This window comes from Rhizobacter sp. P2_D12 (genome assembly GCF_056404395.1).
The window spans coordinates 1-17,386 of record NZ_JBFUEB010000121.1 but is presented as its reverse complement, the minus strand read 5'-3'; the positions used below and the strand labels follow the sequence as shown (position 1 = coordinate 17,386).

At 70.8% G+C, this 17,386-nt stretch carries 14 protein-coding genes; 9 read left to right on the top strand and 5 right to left on the bottom strand.

The annotated features are described in order from the left end of the window. From AC1DYN_RS27605 to fabG, 3 genes are all read left to right on the top strand, one after another. On the top strand, positions 1 to 723 hold a 723-nt coding region (locus AC1DYN_RS27605), incomplete at its 5' end, for a beta-ketoacyl synthase chain length factor (protein WP_477965108.1). Further along, positions 720 to 1,178, top strand: coding sequence for a hotdog family protein (locus tag AC1DYN_RS27600; RefSeq protein ID WP_477965106.1), 459 nt, complete (start codon positions 720 to 722; stop codon positions 1,176 to 1,178). The genes AC1DYN_RS27605 and AC1DYN_RS27600, both read left to right, overlap by 4 nt. Further along, on the top strand, positions 1,175 to 1,915 hold the full coding sequence (gene fabG / locus AC1DYN_RS27595) for a 3-oxoacyl-ACP reductase FabG (RefSeq protein WP_477965104.1): 741 nt from the start codon (positions 1,175 to 1,177) through the stop codon (positions 1,913 to 1,915). The genes AC1DYN_RS27600 and fabG overlap by 4 nt, the downstream gene beginning before the upstream one ends. A 45-nt stretch (positions 1,916 to 1,960) precedes the next feature. Here the strand turns inward: fabG and AC1DYN_RS27590 are convergent, their stop codons facing one another. Beyond that, positions 1,961 to 2,431, bottom strand: a complete 471-nt coding sequence (locus tag AC1DYN_RS27590) for a nuclear transport factor 2 family protein (RefSeq protein WP_477965102.1) — start codon at positions 2,429 to 2,431, stop codon at positions 1,961 to 1,963. Between the two features lie 105 nt (positions 2,432 to 2,536). Between AC1DYN_RS27590 and AC1DYN_RS27585 the strand changes: the two genes are divergently transcribed. The 4 genes from AC1DYN_RS27585 (at position 2,537) to AC1DYN_RS27570 (ending at position 7,892) form a co-directional block, all read left to right on the top strand. After that, positions 2,537 to 3,211, top strand: coding sequence for a response regulator (locus AC1DYN_RS27585; protein WP_477965100.1), 675 nt, complete (start codon positions 2,537 to 2,539; stop codon positions 3,209 to 3,211). A gap of 80 nt (positions 3,212 to 3,291) precedes the next feature. Further along, positions 3,292 to 4,767 (top strand): sensor histidine kinase, encoded by a 1,476-nt coding sequence (locus AC1DYN_RS27580; RefSeq protein ID WP_477965098.1) that lies wholly within the window; start codon positions 3,292 to 3,294, stop codon positions 4,765 to 4,767. A 62-nt stretch (positions 4,768 to 4,829) separates the two neighbouring features. Further along, entirely contained in the window at positions 4,830 to 5,651 is an 822-nt protein-coding gene (locus AC1DYN_RS27575; protein ID WP_477965096.1) for a helix-turn-helix domain-containing protein, read from the top strand. Between the two features lie 18 nt (positions 5,652 to 5,669). After that, complete coding sequence (locus AC1DYN_RS27570; RefSeq protein WP_477965094.1) at positions 5,670 to 7,892, top strand: molybdopterin-dependent oxidoreductase; 2,223 nt, start codon at positions 5,670 to 5,672, stop codon at positions 7,890 to 7,892. Positions 7,893 to 7,949: 57 nt separating this feature from the next. On the opposite strand, the gene AC1DYN_RS27565 is transcribed toward AC1DYN_RS27570, so the two are convergent. From AC1DYN_RS27565 to purL, 4 genes are read right to left on the bottom strand one after another with little or no spacing between them, the layout of a single operon-like run. Next, positions 7,950 to 8,762, bottom strand: coding sequence for a metal-dependent hydrolase (locus AC1DYN_RS27565; protein WP_477965092.1), 813 nt, complete (start codon positions 8,760 to 8,762; stop codon positions 7,950 to 7,952). Next, positions 8,759 to 9,121, bottom strand: a complete 363-nt coding sequence (locus tag AC1DYN_RS27560) for a 5-carboxymethyl-2-hydroxymuconate Delta-isomerase (RefSeq protein WP_477965090.1) — start codon at positions 9,119 to 9,121, stop codon at positions 8,759 to 8,761. The genes AC1DYN_RS27565 and AC1DYN_RS27560 overlap by 4 nt, the downstream gene beginning before the upstream one ends. Before the next feature lie 10 nt (positions 9,122 to 9,131). Then, positions 9,132 to 9,374, bottom strand: coding sequence for a hypothetical protein (locus AC1DYN_RS27555; RefSeq protein WP_477965088.1), 243 nt, complete (start codon positions 9,372 to 9,374; stop codon positions 9,132 to 9,134). A 16-nt stretch (positions 9,375 to 9,390) separates the two neighbouring features. Beyond that, positions 9,391 to 13,428 carry a phosphoribosylformylglycinamidine synthase gene (gene purL / locus AC1DYN_RS27550; protein WP_477965086.1) on the bottom strand — a complete coding sequence of 1,346 codons (4,038 nt, stop codon included), beginning with the start codon at positions 13,426 to 13,428 and terminating at the stop codon, positions 9,391 to 9,393. A gap of 111 nt (positions 13,429 to 13,539) precedes the next feature. Here purL and map point away from each other — a divergent pair, with 111 nt between their 5' ends. Both map and AC1DYN_RS27540 read left to right on the top strand, forming a co-directional pair. Further along, positions 13,540 to 14,373, top strand: a complete 834-nt coding sequence (gene map / locus AC1DYN_RS27545; protein WP_477965084.1) for a type I methionyl aminopeptidase — start codon at positions 13,540 to 13,542, stop codon at positions 14,371 to 14,373. An 11-nt stretch (positions 14,374 to 14,384) separates the two neighbouring features. After that, positions 14,385 to 17,021 (top strand): [protein-PII] uridylyltransferase, encoded by a 2,637-nt coding sequence (locus AC1DYN_RS27540; protein ID WP_477965110.1) that lies wholly within the window; start codon positions 14,385 to 14,387, stop codon positions 17,019 to 17,021. The last annotated feature ends 365 nt before the right edge of the window (positions 17,022 to 17,386 follow it).

The window sequence follows — 17,386 nt, the reverse complement described above, 5'->3', positions numbered from 1 at the left end:
AAGCTGCTCGGCGGCACGCTGCCGTACACCCGCACGCCGACCGCCATCCCGCCGCCGGCCCGCCTGCCGGCCGCCGAGCGGCGACGTGCCGGCGCGGCGATCAAGATCGCGATCGCGGTCGCCGACGAGGCCTGCCGGCAGGCCGGCCTCGACCCGGCGCGCGCCGCCACCATCTTCGCGTCGTCCAGTGGCGACGGCACCAACTGTCACGCGCTGTGCGAGGCGCTGGCCACGCCCGAGCGGCTGGTGTCGCCGACGCGCTTCACGAACTCGGTGCACAACGCGGCGGCCGGCTACTGGCACATCGCCGTCAGCGGCCGTGCCGCATCGACCAGCGTGTGCGCCTTCGACACCGGCTTCGCGGCCGGGCTGGTGGAGGCGATCGGCCAGCTGCACCAGCAGCCGCAACCCCTGCTGCTGGTGGCGAGCGACGTGCCCTACCCTGAGCCCTTGCATGCGGCGCGCCCGCTGGTCGACAGCCTGGGCATCGCGCTGGTGCTGCATGCGGCGGCCGACGGCGCACTGGCGCGGCTGTCGGTGACGGCCCAGGCCGATGACGTGGCCACGCCATGCAGCGACGACGGGCTGGAGACGGTGCGCCGGCAGATCCCCGCGGCGCGCGCCTTGCCGCTGCTGGAGCTGCTGGCCCGCGGCCGCGCCGGCCGCATCGTGCTGGAGTGCCAGCCGGGAATGTCGCTGCGCGTGGACGTGCAGCCGTTGTGAACGAGGCCCCCGTGCTGCTCGACCATGCCGGCATCGCGGCACTGATCCCGCATGCGGGCCGCATGTGCCTGCTCGATGGCCTGCTGCGCTGGGACGCGACAAGCATCGAATGCCGCGCCAGCGGCCACCGTGCGGCCGACAACCCGCTGCGCACTGCATCGGGGCTGCTCGCGACGGCCGCGATCGAGTACGCCGCACAGGCCATGGCCTTGCATGGCGCGCTGCTCGCCCGGACGAGCGGCGCCGCGCCGACCCCGGGCTTCCTGGCCAGCGCGCGCGGCGTGCAATGCCACCGCCTGCATCTGCACGACCTCGATGGCACGCTGCAGGTCGAGGCCGAGCGGCTGGCCGGCGATGAGCATCAACTGCTGTACGCGTTCCACGTGCGCCATCGCGGCGAACCCGTTGCCGAGGGCCGATTGGCCGTCGTGCTGAATCCCGAGGGAGCGACATGAGCAACGACACCCCCACTCCGCGCCGCGCACTGGTCACCGGCGCCAGCGGCGAACTCGGCGGCGCGATCGCGCGGCGCCTGGCGCGCGATGGCTTCCACGTCATCGCGCATGCCAATTCGCGGCCCGAGGCGGTCGAGCTGCTGGCGCTGCAGCTGAAGGCCGCCGGCGGCTCGGCCGAGGCGGTCTGCTTCGACGTGACGAACCGCGGCGCCTGCGAGACGGCCCTGGCGGCGCTGACGGATGCCGGCGCGATCCAGGTCGTCGTCAACAACGCCGGCCTGCACGACGACGCGGTGTTCCCGGCGATGCGCGAGGAGCAATGGCAGCGCGTGATCGACGTGTCGCTGAACGGCTTCTTCCACGTGACGCAGCCGCTGGTGATGCCGATGATCCGCACCCGCTGGGGCCGCATCATCAACATTTCGTCGGTGGCCGGCGTGATGGGCAACCGCGGGCAGACCAACTACGCGGCCGCCAAGGGGGCGCTGAACAGCGCCACCAAGGCGCTGTCGCTCGAGCTGGCGAGCCGCGGCATCACGGTCAACGCAGTCGCGCCCGGCATCATCGCGTCGCCGATGACGGCGCAGGCCTTCGACGACAAGGCGATCGCGCAGCTGGTGCCGGCCAAGCGGGCCGGCAAGGCGGACGAGGTGGCGGCGCTGGTGGGGTTTCTGGCGGGGGACGAGGCCGGCTACATCACCGGCCAGGTCATCTCGATCAATGGCGGCATGACCTGATGCCTCGACCGACGCGCGAGCCGAGCGCCGGGCGAGGGGTTGTCATCACGCGGGGTTCTTGGCCTTGAATTGAGCCAGGCTCCCCGCAGCCTTGGCCTTGATCTTGTCGTGCAGAAAGCTCGACCACCCGAGTGCCCAGCCTGCCGGCCCGAGGGCCTGCCGCGACCATGCCCAGAAATCGAACTGGTCGACGTGGCGCACGATCAGCCCGTCGCGGAATTGGAAGCTCGCATCGATGATGTTCAGCACCTTGCGGCCGGTGGCCGAGAACGTGTAGCTCGCCTCCCAGTGCGCACCGCCCTGCGTGTCGTCGGCCTGGATGCCGGTGTATTCGAGCCGCAGGTCGCGCCCGTTGGTGCACAGCATGCGCCACATCATCCCGGCATCGGGGCCGTGCAGGTCGAACACCGGGTCGCTGAAGTGCACCTGCGGGTGGTAGCAGGCGCCCATCGCGGCCCAGTCGCGGCGGCAGAAGCCTTCATAGAAGCGTTGGATCAATGCAGCGTGGTCGTGCATGCGGGCCACCAGGGCGGGTTCGAATCCGGCACAGTGTGCCAGCACCCGGGGCGGTTCGGGTATCCGGCGATGCACGAGGGGCACCGACTTCGTTAAGCTTGCCCCATGAAGCTGCTGCTTGCCGAAGACGACGCCATCCTCGCCGATGCCCTGAGCGCCAACCTGGCGCTGGCCGGTTTCGAGGTCGACGTGGCCCCGAACGGCGCAGTCGCCGAATACCTGCTGCTGCGCCAGCAGTTCGACCTGGGCGTGCTCGACCTGGGCCTGCCACTGGTGGACGGTCTGACGGTGCTCAAGCGCGTGCGCGCCGCGCGCCCGACGCTGCCGATGCTGGTGCTGACCGCCCTCGACGGGCTGGACCACCGCGTCGCCGGCCTGAACGCCGGTGCCGACGACTACCTGACCAAGCCCTTCGACTTCCCCGAGCTGGAGGCGCGCATCCGCGCGCTGCTGCGCCGCACCCGCAGCGCCGCGGCTGCCAGCGCGCAGGAGATGGGCCGGCTCAGTTTCGACCGCGACACGCGCCGCGCCGCGATCGACAACGAGCCTATGGAACTGTCGCCGCGCGAATGGATGCTGATGGACCTGCTGCTCACGCAGCGTGACAAGGTCGTGACCAAGGAGCAGATCGCCGAGGCCTGGGCGGTGGAGCGCGGCGACGCCAATGCCGGCTCGATCGAGGTCTACATCCACCGGCTGCGGCGCAAGCTGGATGGCTCGGGCCTGGCGATCCGCACGGTGCGCGGCCTGGGTTACCTGCTGGAAGCCGAAGGGTCATGACGGCCCCCACGTCGCTGCGCTCCTGCCCCCCGCGGGGGTGCAGCCGCCTTGAGGCGGCTCGGCGCCGGCTGGCCTGATCGATGCTGTCGCCGTTCAAGCTGGCCCTGCGCCGCGTGCCGGGCGTGACGCCGGGCACCCGCTCGCTGCACCGCCACCTGCTGCTGTGGCTGCTGCTGCCGCAGCTGGTGCTGTGGCTGGCGGCCGCATGGGTCACCTACAACGTCGCCGACCGGTACGCCAACCGCGCCATCGACGCGGCGCTGAAGACCGCGACGCGGGCCCTCGCGCGCCAGGTCAAGCCGATCGGCAACGGCCTGTTCATCGACTTCCCGAAGGCCGCGCAGGACATCATCGAGGCCGACCCCGACGACCGCGTGTACTACATGGTCAGCACGCCGCCGGGCGAGTTCATCCTCGGCAACAACAAGCTGCCGCCGCCGCCGCCCACCGACGCGCGCCTGGGCGAGACCTACTTCTACAACGGCAGCATGAAGGAGAAGTCCCACCAGCTGGGTATCCGCGTCGCGGCCATGTACCTGTCGTTCGGCGACGAGAACGCGCCGCAGCGCATGCTGGTGCAGGTGGCGCGCAGCCGTGCCAGCGGCGAGGAGCTGGCGCGGCAGATCCTGGTCGACACGGCGCTGCCGCTGTCGGGGCTGGTGGCGCTGATGTCGGTGATCGTCTGGGGCGGCATCCGCACCGGCCTCGCGCCGCTGGCACGGCTGCGCGCCGAGGTGGAAGACCGCGCGCCCAACGACCTGGCGCCGATCAAGCTCGAGGCCGCGCCGGAAGAGGTGCGCGGGCTGGTGAAGGCGCTGAACAGCCTGCTGGCCCAGGTGCACGAGAACGTGTCGGTGCAGAAGCGCTTCATCAGCGATGCGGCGCATCAGCTGCGCACGCCGCTGGCGGGGCTGAAGAGCCAGACCGAGCTCGCGCTGACCGAGACCGACAACCCGGCGCTGCAGGCGCGGCTGCGCCGTGTGCACGAGAGCGCGACGCGCAGCGCCCACCTGATCAACCAGCTGCTGACGCTGGCGCGTGCCGAGCCGGAATCGGTGGCCGCGCAGGGCCGCACCCGTGTCGACCTGCGGCGCCTGGCCAGCGAGGTGACGGCCGAGCTGGTGCCGCGCGGGCGGCATGCAGGCGTCGACCTGGGGCTGGACGACGGCTTTCCCGATGACGACGACCAGCCAATCGAGGTGCAGGGCAACGCGCTGCTGCTGCGCGAATCGCTGATCAACCTGGTCGACAACGCGATCCGCTACGCCGGGCACGGCAGCGTGGTCACGGTGCGGCTCGCGGCGCACGACGGACAGGCGGTGCTGGAAGTCGAGGACAACGGGCCGGGCATCGCCGAGGCCGACCGCGAGCGCGTGTTCGACCGCTTCGCACGCGCGACGCACGAGGGCAACGGCTGCGGGCTGGGCCTTGCGATCGTCAAGGAGATCGTGCTGCGCCACACCGGCACGGTCGAATTGCAGCCGGTGGCGCCGCACGGCCTGCGCGCCGTCGTCCGGCTGCCCTTGGCGGTGGAGCGCAAGCCCGCCCTCGTGTGACCCCGCCGCCATGACCCGCGGGGTCATGGCCGGCATGCAACTGCTGCGCTATCGTCCGGCGCATGCACACTGCCCTGCCCTCCAGCCCGCCGCCGGTCGGCGCCCTGCTGCGCGAATGGCGCCAGCGCCGGCGCCTGAGCCAGCTCGACCTCGCGAGCGACGCCGACATCTCCACCCGCCACCTGAGCTACGTCGAAACCGGCCGCGCCGCCCCGAGCCGCGCCATGGTGCTGCACCTGGCCGAGGCGCTGGACGTGCCGCTGCGCGAACGCAACACGCTGCTCACCGCCGCCGGCTTCGCGCCGTTGTACCGCGAGCGCACGCTGGACGACCCGGCGCTGCAGGCGGCGCGCGAGGCCGTCGAGCTGGTGCTGCGGGCGCACGAGCCGCACCCTGCGCTGGCGGTGGACCGGCACTGGAACATGCTGGCGCACAACCGGCCGATGCTGATGCTGCTGGACGGCATCGCGCCGCCGCTGCTGCAGCCGCCGGTCAACGTGCTGCGCCTGAGCCTGCACCCGCAGGGCGTGGCACCGAAGATCGTCAACCTGAACGCCTGGCGCACGCACCTGTTCGCGCGGCTGCGCACGCAGATCCTGGCCAGCGCCGACCCGGTGCTGGTGGCGCTGCTGGCGGAGCTGCAGGCCTATCCGGGCGACGACAGCCCGCCCGGCGGCGAGGACTGGAGCGCCGTGGCCGTGCCGCTGCGGCTGCGCAGCGCGGTCGGCGAGCTGTCCTTCATCAGCACGACGACGGTGTTCGGCACGCCGGTCGACATCACGCTGTCCGAGCTGGCGCTGGAGACCTTCTTCCCGGCCGATGCCGAGACCACCGCGCGGCTGCGTCGCCTGGGTGACGGACAGGCGGGGCAAACCGCGCGATAAAGCGGCAAGGAGACCCCCATGACGACCCGAACCGCATTGCGCATCTGCCCCCTGTGCGAGGCCTGTTGCGGCCTCGCGGTCCAGGTCGATGACGACGGCCGCATCGGCGCGATCCGCGGCGACGAGGCCGACGTGTTCAGCGCCGGTTACCTGTGCCCGAAAGGCGTCGCGCTGAAGGACCTGCACGAGGACCCCGACCGCCTGCGCACGCCGCTGGTCAAGCGCGACGGCGTGTTCGTCCCCGCCAGCTGGGACGAGGCCTTTGCCGAGATCGAGCGGCGGCTGCTGCCGCTGCGCGAGGCGCACGGCCACGACAGCGTCGCGCTGACGCTCGGCAACCCGTCGGCCCACAAGATGGGCCTGCTGCTGTACATGCCGCGGCTGCTGAAGGCGCTGGGCACGCGCAACTTCTTCTCGGCCTCGACGCTGGACCAGATGCCCAAGCAGCTGGCCAACGGGCTGATGTACGGCCACTGGCTGTCGACGGCGGTGCCGGACATCGAGCGCTGCGACCACCTGCTGGTGCTGGGCGCGAACCCGATGGCGAGCAACGGCAGCCTGTGGACGGTGCCCGACTTCCGCGGCAAGGCGAAGGCGATGAAGGCGCGCGGCGGCCGGCTGGTCGTGATCGACCCGCGCCGCACCGAGACGGCGGCGCTGGCCGACCGCCATCACTTCAYCCGCCCGGCGGGCGACGTGTTCCTGCTGCTCGGCATGGTGCACACGCTGTTCGCCGAAGGCCTGGTGAAGCCGGGGCGGCTGGCACCGCACCTGGCCGGGCTGGACGCGTTGCGCGACGCGGTGCAGGCTTTCGGTGCCGACGCGATGGCGCCGCGCTGCGGCATCGCGGCCGACGACATCCGCGTGCTGGCGCGCGAGCTCGCGGCGGCCCGGCGCGGCTGCGTCTACGGCCGCATCGGCACCTGCGTGCAGCGCTACGGCACCACCTGCTCGTGGCTGATCGACGTGCTGAACATCCTGACCGGGCATCTCGATGCGCCGGGTGGGGCGATGTTCCCGACCGCCGCGGCGTTTGCAGCCAACACCGCAGGCACGCCGGGCCGTGGGCGCGGCATCATCACCGGCCGGCACCGCAGCCGCGTCAGCGGCGCGCCCGAGGTGTACGGCGAGCTGCCGATGAACTGCCTGGCCGAGGAGATCGAGACGCCCGGCGCGGGCCAGGTCAAGGCGCTGATCACGATCGCCAGCAACCCGGTGCTGTCGGCACCGAACGGGCCGCGGCTCGCGGCGGCGCTCGACGGGCTCGACTTCATGCTGAGCCTGGACATCTACCTGAACGAGACCACGCGGCATGCCGACGTGGTGCTGCCGGGGCTGTCGCCGCTGCAGGATGCCCACTACGACGTGGCCTTCCCACAGTTCAGCGTGCGCAACCACGCGCGCTACAGCCCGCCGGTGCTGCCCGCACCCGAAGGCCAGCCGGCGGAGTGGGAGACGCTGCTGAGGCTGGCCGCGATCGTGCAGGGGCGCGGYGCCGCGGCCGACGTCGGCGCCCTCGACGATGCGCTGGTGGCCGAGGACGTGCGGCGGCTGGCCGGCGACCAGGCCGACGCGATGCTGCAGGCGGTATCGCGCCACCGCGGTCCGGAACGGCTGCTGGACCTGGCGCTGCGCGGCGGCCCCTTCGGCGACGGCTTCGGCCGCCGGCCCGATGGGCTCACGCTCGAGAAGCTGATGGCCGCGCCGCACGGCATCGACCTCGGGCCGCTGCAGCCGCGCGTGCCGGAGCTGTTGCGCACGCCGTCGGGCCGCATCGAGCTGGCGCCCGCGATGCTGCTGGACGACCTGCAGCGGGTGGCGGCCGACCTGAATGCGCAGGAGACCGGCGGCAACGCCGTGATCATCGGCCGGCGCCAGGTGCGATCGAACAACAGCTGGATGCACAACCTGCCGACGCTGGCCAAGGGGCCGTTCCGCTGCACGGCGCTGGTCCACCCGGACGACGCGGTGCGCTGGCAGCTGCGCGACGGCGGACGGGCCCGGATCTCGCGCTCGGACCGGCACGCGATCGACGTGCAGGTGGAGGTGAGCGACGACATGATGCCCGGCGTGATCAGCCTGCCGCATGGCTGGGGCCATGCCCAGCCGGGGGCGCGGTTGAGCGTCGCGGCGCAGCGGCCCGGTGCCAACCTGAATGCGGTGCTGGACGAATCGCAGTGGGATCCGCTGTCGGGGAATGCGGTGCTGGGGGGCACCTCGGTGCGGATCATCGCTGCCTGAGCGTAGCCCGGATGCCCATCCGGGATGTGTCCGAGAAACCCCGGATTGGCATCCGGGCTACACCTCGCGGAAGGCTCCGGCGTTGTCCCGCAGCCACTGAGCCGCGCGCGGCTCGTCCTGCTCCCGCGGATGAAAGCCCTGCCGGAAGTACGCCCGCCACGGCTTGAAGGTCAGCCGCGCGAGGCCCTCGCGGCCGAACAGCAACCGCCCTGCGCTGCGCCATGTGCCGACGCGCAGCAGCGCCCCGTCGTGCGCCAGGTTGCGCAGCGTCTGGCGCAGCACGTCGGTGACGAAGAAGAACGTGACCACCCGGAACCAGCGGATGCGCCAGCGGTCGCTGCCGCCCAGCGCCTGGTACACGTCGAAGGCCGTGCTGCGGTGCTCGGTCTCCTCGGCCGCATGCCACATCCACATCGTGCGCAGCCGCGGCTCGGCCGCGTCCAGCAGCCCGGGATGCTGCAGCATCCACGCCGCCATGATCGCGGTGAAATGCTCGTAGCCGGCCGTCACCGCCAGCGCATGGCGCGGGTCGCCGCCCTGGAAGCGCGCGATGCGGCGCGTCGCCCGCGGGCCCCAGGTGTTGACGTGGCCCTGCGCCTCGAGGTGCCCGTTGAACAGGCCGTGGATGCGGCGGTGCGTCGCCTCCTGGCCGACGAAACCTTGCACCTCGGCCGCAAAGCGCGCCTGCGCGTCGGCCGGCAAGGCCTTCACCGCGGCCCGCACCGAATCGATGAAGAACTGCTCGCCGACCGGGAAGCTCATCGACAGCGCGTTGAAGAACGCCGTCACGAAGGCATCGCCACCGGCCCAGCGGCGCTCGATGGGTGGCGCCAGGTCGATCGACAGCGCGCGGACGACTGGCGCGCTCATGGGCTGGCATCAAGGCCGCAGTTGCGGCGGTTGCTGAAGGTGGCCCGGTTCATCTCGCGCACATCGCAGGAGATCGCCTGCACGCCCGGCAGCAGGGCCGCGAGGCCGCGCACGACAGAGGCCGACAGCTTCTTGCGATCGGCCTCTTCGCGGCCGGTCAGCACATAGGCGAACACGTGCACGAAATCGGCATCGATGCCGCCGACCAGGCTGTGCTCGTGGACCAGCACGCGGATCTTCACGTCGCCGACGGTGAAGAGCCCGCTCGCGAGCGCGGCGTCGTGCACCGCGCGCATCAGGCGCTCGACCGGGACCTGACCGGCCACGGCCCGGGTGCATTCGACGATGCAATGCGGCATGGCGCCCCTCCTAGACGTCGAGCGTGTAGACGCGCGCCGCGGCCCGCTCGGCCGCGCTGTGGCCGCGCAACGCGCGCGCCCAGTCGGCACCGTCCGCCGAATGCTCGGGCGCCAGGCCGCGCGTCATCACGGCCACCTCTTCGCTGCCGCCGTCGATCTCGTTGAGCTGGTGCAGCTGGTMGTCGAACAGCCGCGCGATCGATGCGCCGGCGGCGTCGATCAGCACCAGGTAGCGGACGGGCTTGCTGTGCATGGGCGATGTCTCCCTGTCATCCGATCCAGCGGCGCGCATTGTGGAACATGCGCATCCACGGGCTGTGGGCCGCGATGTCGCCCGAGGTCCAGCTCATCAGCACGTTGCGGAACACGCGCTCCGGGTGCGGCATCAGCACGGTGAAGCGGCCATCGGCCGTCGTCACCGCGGTCAAGCCGTCCGGGCTGCCGTTCGGGTTGGCCGGGTAGGTCTCGGTCGGCCGGCCCGCGTGGTCGACGAAACGCATCGCGCGCTTCACCTTGGCTGCGTCGCCGCGCTGCGAGAAATCGGCATACCCCTCGCCGTGCGCCACCGCGATCGGCAGACGGCTGCCGGCCATGCCGCCGAAGAAGATCGACGGGCTGTCCAGCACCTCGACCTGCGCCAGCCGGGCCTCGAACTGCTCGCTGCGGTTGCGCGTGAACTTGGGCCAGTCCTGTGCGCCGGGGATGAGCGGCGACAGCGCCGCCATCATCTGGCAGCCGTTGCACACGCCCAGCGCGAAGGTGTCTCTGCGGCCGAAGAACGCCGCGAACTGCTCGGCCAGCACCGGGTTGAACATCACCGAGCGCGCCCAGCCTTCGCCGGCACCCAGCGTGTCACCGTAGCTGAAGCCGCCGCAGGCGACGAAGCCCTGGAACTGGTCGAAGCGCGCGCGGCCGGTCTGCAGGTCGCTCATGTGCACGTCGAAGGTGTCGAAGCCGGCCTGCGCCATCGAGTAGCTCATCTCGAGGTGGCTGTTGACGCCCTGCTCGCGCAGGATCGCGACCTTCGGCCGCGCGGTGTTGACGTACGGCGCCACCGGCGCCGCCGGGTCGAAGCTCAGCTGCAGGTGCAGCCCCGTGTCCTCGCTGCGGCCGGCGGCCTCGTGCTCGGCGTCGGCGCAGGCCGGGTTGTCGCGCAGCCTGGCGATGCGCCAGCTGACCTCGTCCCAGGCCTGGTGCAGCTCGCGCAGCGGCGCGCTGAACACCGCCTTCGCGTCGCGCCACACCTCGACGACGCCGCGCTCGTTGGTCTTGCCGATGAAATGGCTGTGCTTCGACAGGCCATGCTCGCGCAGCACCTGCATCACCTCGTTGCGCACGGCCGTGGGCACCTGGATCACGGCGCCCAGCTCCTCGTTGAACAAGGCCTTCAGCGTCAGCTCGGTGCGCCGCGCGCCGACCTGGCCGGCCCAGTTCTTCGAGTCGCCGACGTCGGCCCGGCTGTCGCTGATGCCGTCGCCCTCGGTGACCAGCATGTCGACGTTCAGGCTCAGGCCCAGGTGGCCGGCGAAGGCCATCTCGCAGGCCGCCGCCCACAGGCCGCCGTCGCTGCGGTCGTGGTAGGCGAGCAGGCGGCCCTGGCCACGCAGCTGGTTGATCGCGGCGACCAGCGACTTCAGCAGCGCCGGGTCGTCCAGGTCGGGCACCTCGTCACCGAACTGGTTCAGCACCTGGGCCAGCATCGAGCCGGCCATGCGGTTCCTGCCCTGGCCCAGGTCGATCAGCACCAGCGTGGTGTCGCCCGGCTGCAGCTGCGGCGTCAGCGTGCCGCGCACGTCGGAGAGCGTCGCGAAGGCGGAGACGATCAGCGACACCGGCGCCGTCACCTGCTTCGCCGTGCCGCCGTCGGTCCAGCGGGTGCGCATCGACAGGCTGTCCTTGCCGACCGGCACGCTGATGCCCAGCGCCGGGCACAGTTCCATGCCCACCGCCTGGACGGTGTCGTACAGCGCGGCGTCTTCGCCGGGCTCGCCGCAGGCGGCCATCCAGTTGCAGCTGAGCTTGACCCGCGACAGCTCGATCGGCGCGGCCAGCAGGTTGGTGATGGCCTCGCCGACCGCCATGCGGCCCGAGGCCGGTGCGTCCAGCGTCGCGAGTGGCGTGCGCTCGCCCATGCTCATCGCCTCGCCGCGGAAACCGCGGAAGTCGGCCAGCGTCACCGCGCAGTCGGCCACCGGCACCTGCCACGGGCCGACCATCGGGTCACGGTGGTTCAGGCCGCCGACGGTGCGGTCGCCGATCGTGATCAGGAAACGCTTGCTGGCGACCGTCGGGTGGCGCAGCACGTCGAAGGCCACCTTGTCGAGCGCGACATCGGTCAGCTGCAGCGCGGGCAGCGTGCGGCTGACGCGGCGCACGTCGCGGTGCATCTTCGGCGGCTTGCCGAGCAGCACCTCCATCGGCATGTCGATCGGGACGTCATCGGAGCCCGGCTGGTCGAGCACCAGCTGCTTCGCCTCGGTGGTCACGCCGACCACCGCGAACGGGCAGCGCTCGCGCTCGCACATCGCGCGGAAAATCGGCAGCGCCTCGGGCGACACCGCCATCACGTAGCGTTCCTGGCTCTCGTTGCACCAGATTTCCTTCGGCGCGAGGCCGGTCTCCTCGAGCGGCACCTGGCTCAGGTCGAAGCGCGCGCCCAGGCCGGCACCGTCGACCAGCTCGGGGAAGGCGTTCGAGATGCCGCCGGCACCGACGTCGTGGATCGCGAGGATGGGATTCGATTCGCCGAGTGCCCAGCAGTGGTTGATGACCTCCTGCGCACGGCGCTCGATCTCGGGGTTGCCGCGCTGCACCGAGTCGAAGTCGAGCTCGGCCGCGTTGGCGCCGGCCGCCATCGAGCTGGCCGCGCCGCCGCCCATGCCGATGCGCATGCCCGGGCCGCCCAGCTGGATCAGCAGCGTGCCGGCCGGGAACTGCACCTTGTGCGTCTGGCTGGCGGAAATGCTGCCCAGCCCGCCGGCGATCATGATGGGCTTGTGGTAGCCGCGGCGCTGGCCGTCGACCGTCTGCTCGTAGACGCGGAAGTAGCCGGCCAGGTTGGGCCGGCCGAACTCGTTGTTGAAGGCCGCGCCGCCGAGCGGGCCGTCGACCATGATCTGCAGCGGGCTCGCGATGTGCTCCGGCTTGCCGTAGGGCGACTGCTCCCACGGCTCGTTCGTGCCCGGCAGGTGCAGGTTGGACACGCTGAAACCGGTCAGCCCGGCCTTGGGCTTGGAGCCGCGGCCGGTGGCGCCCTCGTCGCGGATCTCGCCGCCGGCGCCGGTGGACGCGCCGGGAAACGGCGAGATCGCCGTCGGATGGTTGTGCGTCTCCACCTTCATCAGCACGTGCACCGTCTCTTCGCGCGGGCCGTACAGCGGCGCATTGGTGTAGCCCTGCGGCAGCCAGCGCTCGGTCGGGCCGCCCTCCATCACCGACGCGTTGTCGCTGTAGGCCACCACCGTGTGCTGCGGCGCCAGCTGGTGGGTGTTGCGGATCATCGCGAACATCGAGCGCTCTTGCTCGGTGCCGTCGATCGTGAAGCGGGCGTTGAAGATCTTGTGCCGGCAGTGTTCGCTGTTGGCCTGCGCGAACATCATCAGCTCGACGTCGGTCGGGTTGCGCGCAAGGCCGGTGAAGGCCGCCACCAGGTAGTCGATCTCGTCGTCGCTGAGGGCCAGGCCGAAGCTCTTGTTGGCCGCTTCCAATGCCGTGCGGCCCGAGCTTGTCGAAGGCCCCGTTCGTCCTGAGCCTGTCGAAGGGCCCTGGCCGATCACGTCGACGTGCTCCATCGGCTTGCCGGCCTGCTCGTCGAACAGGTGGGCGGCGTCAGCGCGCTGCAGCAGCACGCTTTCGGTCATGCGGTCGTGCAGCAGCGCGGCCGCCTGTTGCAGTTCAGCCACGTCCAGCGGCTTGCCACTGCCGCCCAGCAACCCGGACAGGCCGGATTTCAGGCTCAACCGGTATTCGGTCACGCGCTCGACGCGGCGGATGGCCAAGCCGCAGTTGTGGGCGATGTCGGTGGCCTTGCTGGCCCAGGGCGACACGGTGCCCAGGCGCGGCGCCACCAGCACCAAGGCGCCGTCGGCCGGGCCGGCGTAGGCATCGCCGTAGGTGAGCAGCGCAGCCAGCTTGTCATGCGCGTCGCGCGGCAGCGGCTGGTCGCTCCAGACCCAGTGCACGTGGCGGGCATGCACGCCGGTGATGCGCGGGCTGATGGCCTGCAGCCGCGGCAGCAAGGCCTGGGCACGGAAGGCGGACAAGGCGTTGCCGCCCTCGAAGTGCAGCAAATGCTTGGGTGTGGACATCACGCTCAGGGTCACGTTCAGTGAAAGAACGGTTTCTGGAGACCGGGTCGCATTCAGGGACTGCCGGTGGAAACCCGGGATTTTACGGGGGCCGGTGCAATAATTCCGGCCATGACGATCACGATCAAGAACGCCGACGATGTGGCGGGCATGCGCATCGCCGGCCGGCTGGCCTCCGAAGTCCTGGACATGCTCACGCCGCACGTGAAGCCGGGCATCAGCACCGAGCAGCTCGACAAGCTGGCGCACGACCACATCGTGAACGTGCAGGGCGGCATCCCGGCCMCGCTCAACTACGCCCCGCCGGGTTACACGCCCTACCCCAAGTCGATCTGCACGTCGATCAACCACCAGGTCTGCCACGGCATCCCGAACGACCGCCCGTTGAAGGCCGGCGACATCGTCAACATCGACGTCACCGTCATCAAGGACGGCTGGCACGGCGACACCAGCCGGATGTTCGTCGTCGGTCACGGCTCGATCGCCGCCAACCGGCTGTGCCAGATCACGTACGACGCCATGTGGAAGGGCATCGTCAAGGTGAAGCCGGGCATCCACCTGGGCGACATCGGGCACTCGATCCAGACCTTCGCCGAGAACGCCGGCTTCTCGATCGTGCGCGARTTCTGCGGCCACGGCRTCGGCCGCWMGTTCCAYGAAGAGCCGCARGTGCTGCACTACGGCCGCCCGGGCACGCTCGAAGWSCTGSWRCCSGGCATGRTSTTCACGATCGAGCCGATGATCAAYGCCGGCMRGCGCGACATCCGCGAGGCCGGCGACGGCTGGACCATCGTCACGAAAGACCGCTCGCTGTCGGCSCARTGGGARCACACGGTGCTGGTCACCGAGACSGGCTWCGARGTSCTGACGCTGTCGGCCGGCAGCCCGCCGCCGCCGGCGTTCGCGACGGCCCCGGCCGCCAGCGCCGCCACGTCGGCCGCCTGACGGTGCCCCCGGTGGCAATCGCGGTGGGCACACCGGCACCGGCGGGCGTGCGCAGCCTGGCCGAGCAACGCAGCCGCTTCCGCGAAGGCAAGGCGGCGCTGCTGGCGCATTTCCGCGAGTCGCGCGCCGCGGCGCCGGCCGCCACGCGGCTGGTGCGGGCGCTGGCGCGCCACGTCGACCAGACCCTGCTCGATTTGTGGGAACACGCGATGATGCCGCCCGGCGCCGCGCTGCTGGCCGTCGGCGGCTACGGGCGGGCCGAGCTGTACCCGCATTCCGACGTCGACGTGCTGGTGCTGCTGCCGCCCGGCGATGCGCTGGAGAACGCCCGCATGGGCGGACCCGGTTCGGCCAACGATGCGCTGAAGTCGTCGGTCGAGGGCTTCATCACCGCCTGCTGGGACTTGGGGCTGGAGATCGGCTCCAGCGTGCGCACCGTCGATGAATGCGTGGCCGAGGCGCACGGCGACGTGACGGTGCAGACGGCGCTGCTCGAATCGCGCTACCTGTGCGGCTCGAAGCGGCTCTTCAATGCCTTCCGCCGCGCCACCGCGGACGCGATGGACCCGAAGGCCTTCCTGCGCGCCAAGACGCTCGAGATGCGCCAGCGCCACCAGAAATACGAGGACACGCCCTACTCGCTCGAACCCAACTGCAAGGAGAGCCCGGGCGGCTTGCGCGACCTGCAGATGGTGATCTGGATCGCGCGCGCCGCGGGCCTCGGCAAGACCTGGACCGAGCTCGCCGCCAAGGGGCTGATCACGCCGTTCGAGGTCAAGCAGCTGCAGCGCAACGAAGGCCTGCTGCGGCTGATCCGGGCACGGCTGCACATGGTGGCCGGCCGGCGCGAGGACCGGCTGGTGTTCGACCTGCAGACGGCGGTGGCCGAGAGCTTCGGCTACGTCGCCACGCCGGCGCGCCGCGCATCCGAGCAGCTGATGCACCGCTACTACTGGGCAGCCAAGGCGGTGACGCAGCTGAACCAGATCCTGGTGCTGAACATCGAGGAGCGTGTCAGCGGTTCGCAGGATGCGCCGATGCGGCCGATCAACCCGCACTTCCTCGACCGCGCCGGCATGCTCGAGGTGGCGAGCGACGACCTGTACGAGCGCGAGCCGCATGCCATCCTGGAGACCTTCCTGGTCTACCAGCAGACGCCCGGCATCAAGGGCCTCTCGGCGCGCACGCTGCGGGCGCTGTACAACGCCCGCGAGGTGATGAACGGCGACTTCCGGCGCGACCCGGCGAACCGGGCGACGTTCATGCAGATCCTGCACCAGCCCGAGGGCCAGACGCACGCCTTCCGGCTGATGAACCAGACCAGCGTGCTGGGCCGCTACCTGTGGGTGTTCCGGCGCATCGTCGGGCAGATGCAGCACGACCTGTTCCACGTCTACACGGTGGACCAGCACATCCTGATGGTGCTGCGCAACGTGCGGCGCTTCTTCATCCCGGAGCATGCGCACGAGTACCCGTTCTGCTCGCAGCTCGCGTCCACCTGGGACCGGCCCTACGTGCTGTACATCGCGGCGCTGTTCCACGACGTGGCCAAGGGGCGCGGCGGCGACCATTCCGACCTGGGCGCGGTGGAGGTGCGGCGCTTCTGCCGCGACCACGGCCTCGACAAGGACGACACGGCGCTGATCGAGTTCCTGGTCAAGGGCCACCTGACGATGTCGCGCATCGCGCAGAAGGAAGACCTGAGCGACCCGGAGGTGATCGAGAACTTCGTGCGCCTGGTGGGCACAGAGCGCCGGCTGACGGCGCTGTACCTGCTGACGGTGGCCGACATCCGCGGCACCAGCCCGAAGGTCTGGAACGCCTGGAAGGGCAAGCTGCTGGAAGACCTGTACCGCCTGACGCTGCGCGCGCTGGGCGGTGCGCGGCCGAACATGGATGCCGAGATCGAGGCACGCAAGCAGGATGCACGGCACACGCTGAACCTGTATTCGCTGCTGCCGGGCACCGAGGTGCCGCTGTGGAACACGCTGGAGCTGAGCTACTTCGCGCGCCACGATGCCGGCGACATCGCCTGGCATGCGCGTTCGCTGTTCCGCCACGTGACGAGCACCGAGCCGATCGTGCGGGCGCGGCTGTCGTCGGTGGGCGAAGGGCTGCAGGTGCTGGTGTACGCGCCCGACCGCCCCGATCTTTTCGCGCGCATCTGCGGCTACTTCGACGGCGCGGGCTTCAACATCCTGGACGCGAAGATCCACACGACGCGGGCCGGCTATGCGCTGGACACCTTCCAGGTGATCAGCCCGCAGATGGAGCAGCACTACCGCGACCTGATCTCGCTGGTGGAGACCCAGGCGGCGCTGGCGTTGAAGGCCGAGGGGCCGCTGCCCGACCCGAGCCGCGGGCGCCTGTCGCGCCGCGTGAAGTCGTTCCCGATCACGCCGCGGGTGCTGCTGCGCCCGGACGAGCGCGGGCAGCGCTGGCTGCTGTCGGTGTCGACCAGCGACCGCTCCGGCCTGCTGTATGCGATCTCGCGGGTGCTGGCGCGGCACCACATCAACCTGCAGCTGGCGAAGATCACGACGCTGGGTGAGCGGGTCGAGGACACGTTCTTGATCGATGGATCGGCCTTGCAGCAGAACCGGACCCAGATCGCGATCGAGAGCGAGCTGCTGGATGCCATCACTTAGCCCCCCAGTCGCTATCGCTCCTGCCCCCAAGGGGCGCCACGCCAGGGGCCTGGCAAAGCCAGTTCCCCGGCGCGTTGCTTGATCGGTCGCTCGCTGCGCCTGCTCGGTCCCGGATTGGCATCCGGGCTACCAATTCCCGTAGCCCGGATGCCAATCCGGGATGCACGCACAGAGCCGCTGGCTCGGCGAAGCCGCGGGCGGGCAGGCTGGGGCGCGCCAATGAGGATGGGGCGCCGGAGCTGGCTGATTTCAAGGCCCGCGCGCGCCAGCGCGCTTCGTGGTCTGACTTGTCGCCGACTGTTTGACCACAGCGAGCGAAGCGAGCGGCGGGAGTTTCGGCGACGGGCCTTGAAAGCAGGCAGCGC

Coding starts and splice junctions, on each gene's coding strand:
- fabG (WP_477965104.1), top strand. CDS start 1,175: ATGAGCAACGACACCCCCACTCCGCGCCGCGCACTGGTCACCGGCGCC.
- AC1DYN_RS27590 (WP_477965102.1), bottom strand. CDS start 2,431: ATGCACGACCACGCTGCATTGATCCAACGCTTCTATGAAGGCTTCTGC.
- AC1DYN_RS27585 (WP_477965100.1), top strand. CDS start 2,537: ATGAAGCTGCTGCTTGCCGAAGACGACGCCATCCTCGCCGATGCCCTG.
- AC1DYN_RS27580 (WP_477965098.1), top strand. CDS start 3,292: ATGCTGTCGCCGTTCAAGCTGGCCCTGCGCCGCGTGCCGGGCGTGACG.
- AC1DYN_RS27575 (WP_477965096.1), top strand. CDS start 4,830: ATGCACACTGCCCTGCCCTCCAGCCCGCCGCCGGTCGGCGCCCTGCTG.
- AC1DYN_RS27565 (WP_477965092.1), bottom strand. CDS start 8,762: ATGAGCGCGCCAGTCGTCCGCGCGCTGTCGATCGACCTGGCGCCACCC.
- AC1DYN_RS27560 (WP_477965090.1), bottom strand. CDS start 9,121: ATGCCGCATTGCATCGTCGAATGCACCCGGGCCGTGGCCGGTCAGGTC.
- purL (WP_477965086.1), bottom strand. CDS start 13,428: ATGTCCACACCCAAGCATTTGCTGCACTTCGAGGGCGGCAACGCCTTG.